This window comes from Halobium salinum (assembly GCF_026586625.1).
Lineage (GTDB): Archaea > Halobacteriota > Halobacteria > Halobacteriales > Haloferacaceae > Halobium > Halobium salinum.
Map to the genome: position 1 here is coordinate 429,522 of NZ_JAODIW010000006.1, position 12,151 is coordinate 441,672.

Annotated in this window: 10 protein-coding genes; 7 read left to right on the forward strand and 3 right to left on the reverse strand. The window is 68.9% G+C overall.

Annotation, left to right across the window (positions count from 1 at the left end; translation table 11 throughout):
* Positions 1–247 precede the first annotated feature (247 nt).
* The 3 genes from N5095_RS05515 to N5095_RS05525 all read left to right on the forward strand — a co-directional run bounded on the left by N5095_RS05515 (position 248) and on the right by N5095_RS05525 (position 4,414).
* The gene (locus tag N5095_RS05515) at positions 248–1,351 is read left to right on the forward strand and encodes a class I SAM-dependent methyltransferase (protein ID WP_267621739.1); all 1,104 of its coding nucleotides are present in this window, start codon (positions 248–250) and stop codon (positions 1,349–1,351) included.
* Positions 1,352–1,443: 92 nt separating this feature from the next.
* Positions 1,444–3,243 carry an oligoendopeptidase F gene (gene pepF, locus N5095_RS05520; RefSeq protein WP_267621740.1) on the forward strand — a complete coding sequence of 600 codons (1,800 nt, stop codon included), beginning with the start codon at positions 1,444–1,446 and terminating at the stop codon, positions 3,241–3,243.
* A gap of 217 nt (positions 3,244–3,460) precedes the next feature.
* Positions 3,461–4,414 (forward strand): VOC family protein, encoded by a 954-nt coding sequence (locus tag N5095_RS05525; protein ID WP_267621741.1) that lies wholly within the window; start codon positions 3,461–3,463, stop codon positions 4,412–4,414.
* Positions 4,415–4,448: 34 nt separating this feature from the next.
* Here the strand turns inward: N5095_RS05525 and N5095_RS05530 are convergent, their stop codons facing one another.
* Both N5095_RS05530 and N5095_RS05535 read right to left on the reverse strand, forming a co-directional pair.
* Complete coding sequence (locus tag N5095_RS05530) at positions 4,449–5,732, reverse strand: iron-containing alcohol dehydrogenase family protein (RefSeq protein WP_267621742.1); 1,284 nt, start codon at positions 5,730–5,732, stop codon at positions 4,449–4,451.
* A gap of 90 nt (positions 5,733–5,822) precedes the next feature.
* The gene (locus N5095_RS05535) at positions 5,823–6,644 is read right to left on the reverse strand and encodes an alpha/beta fold hydrolase (RefSeq protein ID WP_267621743.1); all 822 of its coding nucleotides are present in this window, start codon (positions 6,642–6,644) and stop codon (positions 5,823–5,825) included.
* Between the two features lie 162 nt (positions 6,645–6,806).
* On the opposite strand from N5095_RS05535, the gene N5095_RS05540 reads away from it, so the two are divergent.
* The 3 genes from N5095_RS05540 to N5095_RS05550 all read left to right on the forward strand — a co-directional run bounded on the left by N5095_RS05540 (position 6,807) and on the right by N5095_RS05550 (position 11,050).
* Positions 6,807–7,814 carry a TatD family hydrolase gene (locus N5095_RS05540; protein WP_267621744.1) on the forward strand — a complete coding sequence of 336 codons (1,008 nt, stop codon included), beginning with the start codon at positions 6,807–6,809 and terminating at the stop codon, positions 7,812–7,814.
* 91 nt (positions 7,815–7,905) lie between these two features.
* Positions 7,906–9,132, forward strand: coding sequence for a proteasome-activating nucleotidase Pan2 (pan2, locus tag N5095_RS05545; protein WP_267621745.1), 1,227 nt, complete (start codon positions 7,906–7,908; stop codon positions 9,130–9,132).
* A 163-nt stretch (positions 9,133–9,295) separates the two neighbouring features.
* Positions 9,296–11,050 (forward strand): glycoside hydrolase family 13 protein, encoded by a 1,755-nt coding sequence (locus N5095_RS05550; RefSeq protein WP_267621746.1) that lies wholly within the window; start codon positions 9,296–9,298, stop codon positions 11,048–11,050.
* Positions 11,051–11,065: 15 nt separating this feature from the next.
* Here N5095_RS05550 and serB read toward each other — a convergent pair whose 3' ends face one another.
* The gene (gene serB / locus N5095_RS05555; protein ID WP_267621747.1) at positions 11,066–11,713 is read right to left on the reverse strand and encodes a phosphoserine phosphatase SerB; all 648 of its coding nucleotides are present in this window, start codon (positions 11,711–11,713) and stop codon (positions 11,066–11,068) included.
* Positions 11,714–11,855: 142 nt separating this feature from the next.
* Here serB and N5095_RS05560 point away from each other — a divergent pair, with 142 nt between their 5' ends.
* The gene (locus tag N5095_RS05560) at positions 11,856–12,131 is read left to right on the forward strand and encodes a hypothetical protein (protein WP_267621748.1); all 276 of its coding nucleotides are present in this window, start codon (positions 11,856–11,858) and stop codon (positions 12,129–12,131) included.
* The last annotated feature ends 20 nt before the right edge of the window (positions 12,132–12,151 follow it).

Sequence of the window (12,151 nt, forward strand, 5' to 3'; positions counted from 1 at the left end):
GCGCCTCACTCGGTCGCGACGCTCCCTCGATTCGGTGCTTGCTTCGCCGTGCTTCGTCCAGCACCGGGAGAGCGGAGCTCTCCCGAGCTCACGGGCGCTTCGCGCCCGTGACCGCCCGGCCCCTTCCGAAGTCACACCCTGCCGGCTGTTCGGCCGGTCGCCGCCACCTTCGCGCCCGGTGGGTCGCCCCGCTACCACAGCCACGCCGAGCGCGGCCTTATCGCGTCAGCGCACCTCCACTAATGGGATGCCACTCGTCCCCAACGCCCTCGAACGCCTCCTGCTGTTCCGCCTCAATCGGGGCCCGGGCGTCGCCGTCGACCTCTTCGCGGCCGCCGGGTTCCGAACCGTCGCGTACGCCCTCGACCTCGGTCTCTTCGACCTGCTCCGCGGCGGCCCCCGGAGCGCCGCGTGGCTCGCCCGCGAGACCGCCACCGGAGAGCGCGGCATCGAGGCAGTGGCGGGCCTGCTCGTCGCGCTGGGCTACCTCCGCGAACGCGACGGGCGGTACGCGAACGCGGCGGCGACGACGCGCTGGCTCACCGACGCCGAGGGGTCGAACCTCGGTCCGTGGTTCACGATGTGGGACGCCGTCGTCTTCCCGTACTGGGACGCCGTCTTCGCCGCCGCGGTCGGCGAGGGGCACCCGCCCGAGACACTGTACGACTACCTGGGGGACGACGAGGCCGCGTGGCGACTCGTCCAGTCGGGCTTTCGCGCGACCGCCGTCGTCGCCGCACCGGAGGTCCTCGACGCCGTCCCGGTCCCGCGGGGTGCCCGCGTCCTCGACCTCGGCGGCGGCCACGGTCACTACGCGCTCGAACTGGCACGCCGCGACCCCGACCTCCGGGCGACGGTGTTCGACCTCCCGGCGGCCCTGGACGTAGCGCGTGAGACCGTCGACGCCGGCGGGTTCGCCGGCCGGATGGACCTCGTCGGCGGCGACTACCGCCGGGACGACCTCGGCGACCTCGTCCCCGACGACGACCGCTACGACGCCGTCTTCCTGTTCAACGTCGTCCACGCCCACGACGCCGCCGAGACCCGCGACCTGTTCGAACGCGCACGGGCCGTACTCGCCCCCGGCGGCGTGCTCGTCGTCCTCGACCAGTTCGAAGGCGGCGTTCCCGAACTGCGGAACCCGCTCACCGGCGAAGACCTCCCGCTGTCGAACGTCGCCGCCGCCGGCGTCGCCTTCGTCGACCTGACGTACCTCGTCACGCTCGGCGCGCGGGTTCACGCCGTCGACGCCGTCGAGCGGTGGCTCCGCGGCGCCGGCTTCGCCTCGGTCGAGCGGACGACGCTGCGGCGCTCGCCAGGTGCGACCGTGTTGGTCGCGAGGGTGTCCTGAGAGCCGGCGACAGTCGTCCCGACGTGGTTCACATCCTGCTCCCGTCGACCGGTTTGGCAAGACTTACCAGCACGGTCTGCCTGCGCTTCGGTATGAGTACGGTTCCCGAGCGAAGCGATATCGAGGAGGAGTACAAGTGGGACCTCGAGTCCATCTACGCGAGCGACGAGGACTGGGAGGCCGCCTTCGACTCCGTCGAATCCCGGCTGGGCGAGGTCGAGCAGTACGAGGGCCGCGTAACCGAGAGCCCCGAGACCCTGCTCGAACTGCTCGAACTCGAAGAGGAGCTGATGCGCGAGGTGTCGAAAGTCGTCTCCTACGCCCGCCTGCGCAGCGCCGAGGACACCCGCGACCAGGAGTACCAGGCGCTGTCGGCGAAGGCCGAGAACCTCTCCTCGCAGGCCTCCAGCGCGGTGAGCTTCGTCGAACCCGAACTGCAGGAGCTCGACGAGGCGGAGCTCGACGAGTTCGTCGACGAGGAGCCCGCGCTCGCGGAGTACGAACACTACTTCGACGACGTGCTCCGGTCGAAGCCTCACACCCGCTCCGCCGAGGTCGAGGAGCTCCTCGCGGACCTCTCGGACGTGACCGGCGCCGCGAGCGACGTGTACTCCATGCTCGCGAACGCGGACATGACGTTCCCGACGGTCGAGAAACCCGACGGCGACGCCGTCGAGATAACCCAGGGGAACTTCACGAAGCTCCAGAAGCACACGGACCGGGAGTTCCGCCGCGAGGTGTACGAGCAGTTCTACGGCGAGTGGGCCGACGTGCGCAACTCGGTCGGCGCCGCCCTGAAGAACAGCACGAAGAAGGACGTGAAGCTGGCACGCGCCCGCAACTACGACACCGCCCGCGAGGCCGCACTCGACGGCCCGAACGTCCCCGTCGAGGTGTACGACAACCTCCTCGAAACCGTCCGCGACAACCTCGACAGCCTCCAGAAGCACGCAGAACTGAAGCGCAAGGCGCTCGACGTCGACGAACTCCGGATGTGGGACCTCTACATGTCCGTCACGGGCGACGAAGGGCCCGAGGTCGAGTGGGAGCAGGCCGTCGAGTGGGTCACGGAAGCCGTCGCGCCGCTCGGCGAGGAGTACCAGCAGCGGATGGCCGAGGGCCTGGAGAGTCGCTGGGTCGACGTGTACGAGAACCGGGGGAAGCGCTCGGGCGCCTTCTCGGCGGGCACCTACGACACTCAGCCGTTCATCATGATGAACTACCAGGACAACATCGAGTCGATGTTCACGTTGGCCCACGAACTGGGCCACTCGATGCACTCCGAACTGTCGAAGGAGGAACAGCCGTGGCAGTACTCCTCCTACGACATCTTCACCGCCGAGGTGGCCTCGACGGTCAACGAGACCCTCCTCACCCACTACCTGCTGGAGAACGTCGACGACGACGAACTCAAACGGCACGTGCTCGACCAGTACCTCGAGCGCGTCCGTTCCACGCTCTACCGCCAGACGATGTTCGCGGACTTCGAACTGCAGATTCACCAGGTGGCCGAGGAAGGCGGCGCCCTGACGCCGGACGCGTTCGACGAGATATACGGCGACCTCAAGGCGGAGTTCTACGCGAACGCCGAGGTCGACGACCACATCGCCCGCGAGTGGATGCGCATCCCGCACTTCTACTATAGCTACTACGTCTACCAGTACTCGACGGGCATCAGCGCGGCGGCGTCCATCGTCGAACGCATCCGCGAGGAGGGTGAGGAGGCCGCGGCCGACTACCGCGAAGCGCTCCGCATGGGCGGTCGCGCCTACCCCATCGAGGTGCTCGAGACCGCCGGCGTCGACATGACCTCGCCGGAACCCATCCAGGACGCCCTCTCCGTCTACGACGAGTACGTCGACGAGATGGCCGAGCTCGAAGGACTGAACTGATCCCCACGGTGGGTCGACGCGGCGTCGACTCCGACCGCCGACTGCCAGTCACGCCTCGACCGCTGACCGGTAGACACACTTTGCCCGTCGACCGGCGGACACGTCGACCGTCGACCGGTGGACACGGGTCCGTTCTTTTCGCCACCCGGCGGCGGGTAGGTCGCCGCCACACGAAAGTATATGATAATCGTGTGCTAGTTCCCCGTAAGGCATCCACATGGTAGCAGTCAACGGTATTCACCACGTAACCGCGTTCGCCGACGACCCACAGGAGAACTACGACTTCTTCACGGACGTGCTCGGCCTTCGGTTCGTGAAGCGAACCGTCCGGTTCGACGTTCCGGAGAAGATTTACCACCTCTACTACGGCGACGAGATGGGGACCCCGGGAACCGTCATCACGTACTTCCCGATGACCAACATGGAGATGGAGGAGGGGTTGGTCGGGAAGGGCCAGATGAGTTCGACGGGGCTCGTCATCCCCGAGGGGTCGGTCGACTACTGGACCTCCCGGTTCGAGGACCACGGCGTCGAGTACGAGACCGAGGAGCGCTTCGGCGAGACGGCCGTCTCCTTCACCGACCCCGACGGCGTGCCGTACGAACTCGTCACCGGCGAGTCCGACATCGAGCCGTGGGACGGCGGCGACGTACCGACCGAGCACGGGGTCCGCGGGATGCACGGCGTGACGATTCACTCGAACGACCCCGCCGGCACGTTCGACGTGCTGGAGACGATGGGCTGGGAGCGCGTCGGCCGCGCCGACCACCCGCAGGCGGGCGACCGCGTCCGCTACGAGTCGCCGTCGTCGACGCCGCAGGCCAGCGTCGTCGACGTGCTCATCCGACCGAACGCGCCGCAGGGCGTGATGGGGGTCGGGACGTACCTGCACGTCGCGTTCCAAGTCGAGAACGAGTGGGAGCAGAAGGAACTCAGCGACACCCTGCGCGACAGCGGGTACATCACCACGTCGAAGAAGGACCGCGACTACTTCCAGTCGCGATACATCACCGAGCCCGGCGGTGCCGTCTTCGAGTACGCGACGATGGGGCCGGGGTTCGAACTCGACCAGAGCCCCGAGGAGTTCGGCGAGGAGCTGAAGGTCCCCGCTTGGCTCGACGTGGACGTCGAACAGATCGACGCGATGCTCCCCGACCTGAACACGCGCTGAGGTCCCCCACCGACTCCCACCCGTTTCTTTCGCCCTACCACGCCGCCTCGAGCACCGCGAGCAGGTCGTCGGTCGTCGGGTCGAGCCCGTCCGGAACGGTGTCCATCAGTCCGTCCGCGGCGGTCGTCTCGGCGACCTCCGGCAGGTCGTCTCTCTCGATGCCGTCGAGGTCACGGAGCCGCGAGGGGAGGCCCAGTCCGTCCCGGACCTCGACGACGGCGTCGACGACGCCGTCGGCGAGTTCCTCGTCGGAGGCTCCCCGCCCCTCGCTCCCGCCGGCCGGAACCGCGAGCGCCTCCGCGAGCAGTTCCCGGCGGGCGTCGACGCCCTCGAAGAGGTACCGGAGGACGTGCGGGACGACCGCGGCGTGAGCGCGGCCCTGGTGTACGTCGGCGTGTTCGGTGAGCCCGTGGCCGAAGGCGTGGACGATGGAGAGCTTGTACTGGCCGGGCGTGGAGACACCGTACTGGACGAGAATCGTGCCCGTCACCGCCTGCGCGAGCGGGTCGTCGGGGTTCGCGGCGCCGGCCCCATCTCCATCCGCATCTGCACCCCGTCCCCGGCCATCGGCGAGCGCCGGGAGGCTGTGCCGGAGGAGCCGAAGCCCGCGGGTCGCCGTGCCGTCCGTGATGGGCGTCGCGTTCCGGGTGTAGAGCGCTTCGAGCCCCTTGTCGAACCCGTTCATCGCCGACGCCGTGAGCACCGACTCGGGGGTGGTCGCGAACAGGTCGGCGTCGTAGCACAGCGCCGTCGGCATCAGCCGCGGGTCCGCGATGCCGCCGCCGGGTGCCTCGCCGTCGCGGTCGTCCTCGGGTCCCATCGCCAGCGTCACGCCCGCGACCGTCGAGAGGTCGGCCCCGGCGAGCGTCGTCGGCACCGCCACGATGGGCGTCGGCTCCCCGTCCTCAGCGACCGACAGCGACCCGTTCTCGATGGCGTCGGACGCGACCGCCTCGGGTGGACCGTCGTGTGAGCGCAGGGCGCTCACGACCTTCGCGGTGTCGAGACTGCTCCCGCCGCCGAGCGCGACGAGGGCGTCCGCGTTCTCCTCGTCGGCCCGCTCCGCCCCCTCGACCGCCGTCCCGAGGTACTTCTCGGGCGTCGTCTCCGGGAAGACGCCGACCAGTCGGTCGCCGACTCCCTCGCGTACCGGGTCGACGACTTCGGGAGTCGACCCCACCGTCGACCCGCAGACGACCAGCGCCCGCTCCAGCCCCCGGCGGGCGAGTTCGTCGCCGACGCCGGCGACTCCGCCCCGCTCGCAGCGTATCTTCCCCGGCGAGAACTCGAACTCGAAGGCGTGCTCGCTGTCGCTCATAGGTCGGATTCGGGTGTTTGGACGGTAACTGTTCGGGCGACGGCGGGTTTCGTGACACTCGTCCCGACGGCGGCGGTCGGACGCGACACCCTACCCCGACAACGACTCGACGAACGCCCGAAGCTCCCGATTGTACCGCCCCGGATTATCCCAGAACGGCGTGTGGCCCGCGTCGGGGAAGGTCGACAGCCGGGCGTCCGGCGTCCGTTCGGCGTTGCCCTCGGCGGCCTCGACGTCGACCACCGCGTCGTGCTCGCCGTGAGTGAACAGGACCGGCACGTCGAGGTCGGCGAGGGTGTCGTCGTGGTCGACGGTCCGGTTCCGAAGCGACCGGCGGACGTGCGGCGGGACGACGACGTTGTAGCCGAGCATCGCGTACCGGTCCTCGTCGGACAGGTCCCCGTGGACGCACAATCGGAGGAAGTCGACGAGGGCGGCGACGCTTTCCTCGGCGTCGTCGGAGCCGAGTCGGGGGAGGAGGTCGACGTACGCCGAACCCAGCAGCGCCGTCGCCGCCTCGGTGCCCATCTTCGAGATAGCGCCCACGAGGTTCACGCCGGCGACTCGGTCAGTGCCGTGGGCGTCGAGGTAGTCGAGAGCCACGAGACCGGCGTACGACCAGCCGACGAGGACGACGTCGTCGAGGTCGAGCGCGTCCAGAATCGCCCGCACGTCGGCGGCCCACAGGTCCGAACGGTCGTACCCTTCACGGGGCTTCTCGGAGCGGCCGTGTCCGCGGTGGTCGGGCGCGACGAGCCGGAACTCGTCGGCGAGGCCCGAGTCGAACTGCGGGGTCCACGACCGGTGGCTCTGTGAGTAGCCGTGGAGGAAGAGGACCGGCCGACCGTCGGGGTTCCCAGTCTCCGCCACGTGGAGTTCGACGCCGCCGCCCCGAACGGTGTGTGACAACATCCTCCCCTCGTGATGCGGTCGCACGCGCCTTCAAACTTGACGCGGCGTCCGCGTTCGGGGCGACACCGGCGCCCGAAGCCGACGCGTTCCGGTGCCCCCGACGATACCGGCCGGGGGTTCCGCGGGAAGCGGTTTCTTCCCTCCGGACTGCGACCGACTGACATGGACCGCAGCTACCCGACGAGACGCCCCATCGACCCGGAGTTCCGCGAGGCAGGCGACGGTGGCGACTCCGACGCGCTCCCACCCGAGTTGGCGACGCTCCCGTGGGTCGATATCCACAACCACGCCCAGACGCTGTCGTGGACCGACCGGGAGCGGTTCGCGCTCGCCGGCTGTCACGCGATGGTGATGGTCGCCGCGGGGTACTACTGGACGCCGTACAAGCCCGTCGCGCCCGAGGACGTGCGCTACCTCTGGGACGACGCGCTCAACCGGGTCGGCGCCATCGGGCGCTCACACGCCTTCGACCCGAAGCTCGCCGTGGGGGTTCACACCGGAACGCCCGTCGCGGACGTCGACGAGGCGCTGGAGGCGATGCCCGCGTACTGCGAACTCGACGAGGTTGCGGCGGTCGGCGAGACCGGCATCACCGCCGGCCAGCACGTCGAGCAATGGTCCCTCGACGACCAGCGACACGTGGTCGGCCGCCAACTCGAAATCGCGGCCGAGCACGACCTGCCGGCGATTCTCCACACGCCCTCGAACCCCGGCGACTTCGACATCACCGCGTACGAGCGGGGGCAGATACCGCGGTACGAACTGGACACGAGTCTGGGGTCCGACCCGGTGCTGGACGGCGAGACGGTCAAGCGCGACGCGGTCGAAATCGACGTGGAACTCGCGAACGAGGCGGGGCTTCCGGAGGAGCAGGTGGTGCTGTCTCACGCCAACGCGAGCGTCGTCCCCTACGTGATGGAGGAGACCGATTGCAACCTCTCGTTCACCGTGAGCTACCCGTGGCTGCACGACGTGTCGCCCGCGGACGTGGCTGCCGCGGTGTCCGAGTACGGTCCCGACCGTATCCTGCTGGAGACCGACGCGGCCGGCGTGCTCGACGGGGACGTGTTCGACCTGAAGCGGTGGCTGTTCGCCCTCTACCGCCACGGGCTCGACCCGGAGACGATTCGACGGGTGACCTACGAGAATCCGATGGCGTTGCTCTCGTAGGAACTCACTGCGAACGACCGCTCGGTTCGTCGCACTGACCTCTCCCTACCCAAAGGCCCATTTACTCGCATCCCAAATCGGGAACCAGCGAATGTCACGTAGCCCGTCCCTTCCCGACAGGCCGCGGCTCGACCTCGACCCCGAGATGTCGGACGCCGAGCGCCTCGACGCCATGCGCCGTCACTTCGAGCGCATCCTCACGGTGAACGAGGAGCTCGACGAACGGCTGAACGAGGCCACCGACCGCCAGGAGGACCTCCGCGAGGAGGTCGACCACCTGAAGCGCCGCAACGAAGTGCTGAAAACCTCCTCGCTGTACATCGCCACCGTCGAGGAGCTTACCGACGACGGCGTGGTCGTCAAGCAGCACGGCAACAACCAGGAAGTGCTCACCGAGGTCTCCCCCGGACTGGAGGAGGACCTCGAGGCGGGCGACCGCGTCGCCATCAACGACTCCTTCGCCGTGCAGACCCTGCTCGACGACGAGACCGACGCCCGGGCGCAGGCGATGGAGGTCGACGCCTCCCCGGAGGTCGGCTACGCCGACATCGGGGGCATCGACCAGCAGGTGCGCGAGGTGCGCGAGGCCGTCGAGGACCCGCTCGCCAACCCCGAAATTTTCCAGGAAGTCGGCGTCGAGCCGCCCTCCGGCGTGCTCCTCTACGGGCCGCCCGGAACCGGGAAGACGATGCTCGCGAAGGCCGTCGCCAACGAGACCGACGCCACCTTCATCAAGATGGCCGGCTCCGAACTCGTCCAGAAGTTCATCGGCGAGGGCTCCCGGCTCGTGCGCGACCTCTTCGACCTCGCGAAGGAGCGCGCTCCGGCGGTCATCTTCATCGACGAAATCGACGCCGTCGCCTCCAAGCGCACCGACTCGAAGACCTCCGGCGACGCCGAGGTCCAGCGCACGATGATGCAGCTGCTCTCGGAGATGGACGGCTTCGACGACCGTGAGGACGTCCGCATCATCGCCGCGACCAACCGCTTCGACATGCTCGACGAGGCCATCCTCCGGCCCGGCCGCTTCGACCGTCTCATCGAGGTGCCCAAGCCCGAGGTCGAGGGGCGCCGGCGCATCCTCGAAATCCACACGCAGGGGATGAACCTCGCCGACGACGTGGACTTCGACGCGCTCGCCGACGACCTGGAGGGGTACTCCGGCGCGGACATCAACTCGCTCACCACCGAGGCGGGGATGTTCGCCATCCGCGACGAGCGAACCGAGGTGCGCGCCGAGGACTTCGAGGCCGCCCGCGAGAAACTCGACGAGACCAGCGAGGAACCGGGCGTCGTCGGCGCCGAGTACCGGCAGTAGGCCGGTCGGCGCCTCGGACGGTCCGAACGCCTCGAACCCCTCGAACGAACCGGTCGCCGGTCGGGACCGACGCCGCTTTTGCTCCACCGTCGCCGACGCGCCGAACTCGGTAAGAACCCCCGACGGTCGAAAGTACTACTATCGTAGTAATTGTTTAGGCACCATGGCACCACCCGAACCCACCGACACCGTCCCCGACCGCGAGTGGTGGAAGGAGGCGGTCGTCTACCAGATTTACCCACGAAGTTTCAACGACAGCGACGGTGACGGGGTGGGTGACATCCCGGGAATCACCGAGAAGGCGGACTACCTCGACGCGCTCGGCGTCGACGTCGTGTGGCTCTGTCCGGTCTACGAGTCGCCGAACGCCGACAACGGGTACGACATCGCCGACTACCGCTCCATCGCCTCGGAGTTCGGCACGATGGCCGACTGGGAGGAACTCCTCGACGCGCTCCACGCCCGCGACATCCGGCTCGTGATGGACCTCGTCGTCAACCACACCAGCGACGAACACGAGTGGTTCGAGAAGTCCCGCCGGAAAGAGGAGGGGTACGAGGACTACTATATCTGGCGCGAGGGGCGCCCGGCCGAGGTGGGCGAGACGACCGGGGACGGCACTGAGGGACCCGACGGCGAGGCGCCGCCGAACAACTGGGAGTCCTTCATGGGCGGGTCCGCGTGGAGCTACGACGACGTCCGGGAGGCGTGGTACCTCCACATCTTCGACGAGAAACAGCCCGACCTCAACTGGGAGAACCCGACCGTCCGCGAGGAGGTGGCCGAGATGGTGAACTGGTGGCTGGAGAAGGGCATCGACGGGTTCCGCCTCGACGCCATCAACTACCTCTCGAAGGTTCCCGACCTCCCCGACGGCGACCCCGACGGGGGGCCGCCGGTGGGCCTCGAAGGGTTCGACCACGGTCCGCGCATCCACGAGTTCCTGCGGGAGCTGTACGACCGCACCTTCGCGAACTACGACGCCATGACCGTCGCCGAGATGTCGGGCACCACGGTCGAGATGGCCGGCGACTACCTCGGCGAGGACGGCGACGGGCTGGACATGATTTTCCACTTCCAACACATGGAACTCGACGCCGGCCCGCGCGGCCGCTGGGACCCCGAGGGGTTCGGGGAGTGGAGCCTTCCGGAGCTGAAGCGCATCACGAGCCGCTGGCAGGGCCGCCTCGGCGCGGACGGGTGGAACGCGCTGTACCTCGGCAACCACGACCAGCCCCGCATCGTCTCGAGATTCGGTGACGACGAGGCCTACAGGGAGGAGAGCGCGAAGCTCCTCGCCACCTTCCTGCTCACCTCTCGCGGCACGCCGTTCGTCTACCAGGGCGAGGAAATCGGTATGACCAACACCGCCTTCGAGACGCTCGACGACGTGGACGACCCGATGACGGTCGGCGCCGTCGAGGGGATGCTCGCGGCGGGAGTCGTCGACTCCTACGAGGAGGCACGCGGCGTCGTCGACTACATGAGCCGGGACCACGCCCGCACGCCGATGCAGTGGACGGGGAGCGACGGCGCCGGGTTCACCGACGGCGAGCCGTGGCTCGCGCTCACCGACAATTCCGAGGAAATCAACGTCGCGGCCGCCCGTGCCGACGAGGACTCGATTTGGCACCACTACCGGCGGCTCATCGAGCTTCGACACGAGGAGGAGGTGTACGTCTACGGCGAGTACGAACTGCTCCTCCCCGAGCACGAACGGCTGTTCGCCTACACGCGGACGCTCGGCGACGAGCGGCGACTGGTCGTGCTCGACTGGTCCGACGAGCCGGCGACGTTCGAGACGGAGGCCGTCGACACGACGGGCGCCGAGGTCGTCGTCGGCAACTACGAGGACGCCCCCGCGGACCCCGACGGCGCCGAGTTCCGCCCCTACGAGGCGGTCGTCTACCGGCTGTAAGTAGGCGCGGGTCGTCTACCGGCTTCGGGAGAGGATTCCGCGCTCCTCGAACACGCCGGCGAGTTCGTCCATCGACTCGACGACGGTGTCACAGGCCGGTTCGACCGCCGGTTTCGGGGCGAAGCCGACCGCCAGCCCGGCGACCTCCAGCATCGGGAGGTCGTTCGCGCCGTCGCCGACGGCGACCGTCCGCTCCATCCGAACGTCGAGGTCGCCGGCGAGGTCCTCCAGTGCTGTGTCCTTCGTCCCCTCGACGAGCGGCCCCTCCACGTCGCCGGTGAGCCGGCCGCCCCGAATCGGGAGCCGGTTTGCGACGACCGTGTCGACCTCGATGCCCTCCTTCTCGAGCGCGCGCTCGACGCCCCGCTCGAACCCTCCGGTGAGGACCGCGACGTGGACGCCCGCCTCCCGAAGCCGGCGGATGACGTCGGCGGCGCCGGGGCGGAGTTCGACCGCGCCGTAGGCGGCCTCGGCCTCTTCCTCCTCGAGACTGCGGAGCAGCGACGCCCGCTCGCGGAGGCTCTGGGCGTAGCCGATCTCGTCGTTCATCGCGCGCTCGGTGATGTCGGCCATCTCGTCGGCGACGCCCTCGCGCTCCCCGAGGAGCACCGTCATCTCTGAGTCCGAAAGCGTGCCGTCGAAGTCGAAGGCGACGAGTCGCATACCCGACCGCTCGCGCGCCGGCGATTTGAAGCCGGTGGTCCCGCGAACACCTGCGCTTCGCCGGTCGCCGTCCGGTCGCCCCTCGGTCGGTCCGCCGGCGCGAGACGACACCGTTAGAGGCCGTCCGGCCCTCGCCCCGGACATGACGAAGTGGCTCCAGTCGGGCCTCCGGCGGGACATCTGTATCGCGGTGGCGGGGCTCGACGACCCGACCGGTCGGGCGGTGAAACGCGAGGTCGAGAAGAAGTACGAGGAGACGGTTCGTCCGAAGACGTTCGTCGGGGCGATGAACGCGCTCGTCGACGACGGCTTCCTCGACCGGGAACCCGACGGCATCCACGAGCGGTACGCGCTCACGCCGGCCGGCCGGGAGCGCCTCGACGAGCAGTTCGCGTGGACCCGCGACCGGGTGGCGTAGGCCCCCTCGGCCACCGCCGA